Source organism: Mesorhizobium sp. M5C.F.Ca.IN.020.29.1.1 (assembly GCF_003997375.1).
In the GTDB taxonomy this organism is placed as follows: Bacteria; Pseudomonadota; Alphaproteobacteria; order Rhizobiales; family Rhizobiaceae; genus Mesorhizobium; species Mesorhizobium wenxiniae.
On sequence record NZ_RZSW01001224.1, the window covers coordinates 1 to 386 of the forward strand.

At 60.1% G+C, this 386-nt stretch carries 1 pseudogene; it reads right to left on the minus strand.

The annotated features are described in order from the left end of the window. Window positions 1-35: 35 nt before the first annotated feature. Window positions 36-386, minus strand: a pseudogene (locus EOA85_RS37145) (phosphatidylcholine/phosphatidylserine synthase); the annotation flags it as partial.

Here is a 386-nt window from a genome sequence, read left to right on the forward strand (position 1 = left end):
TCCTGTGGGGCTAGGCTTCCTGTGGGAGCGGCTGATCAAGCCTTTTTGGCACCGAGATTGGGAAAGAACTGCATGATGCCACCGATGCAGGCAAGGTAAAGCCCGGTGATGGTAATGCCGATCTTGGTGAAGGTGCTGACCTGTTCGCCCAGCACGCCGATCTGATCATAGAAGGCAGCGAGTGCCGCCTGGGCCAGGGCAAGCGCGCCGAAAGCGCACCACAAGAGAGTCATCCCAAGGTTGATGCGCCGCAGCCGCACCACCCGCACCGGGTGGATGAAGTTGATCGGCACGAAAGTCAGGACGCCGGCCACCACCACAACCGCGAACGAAACCCATTGTCCGGGCTCGATGACGAACAGGGTGAACACCACCATGTTCCAGAC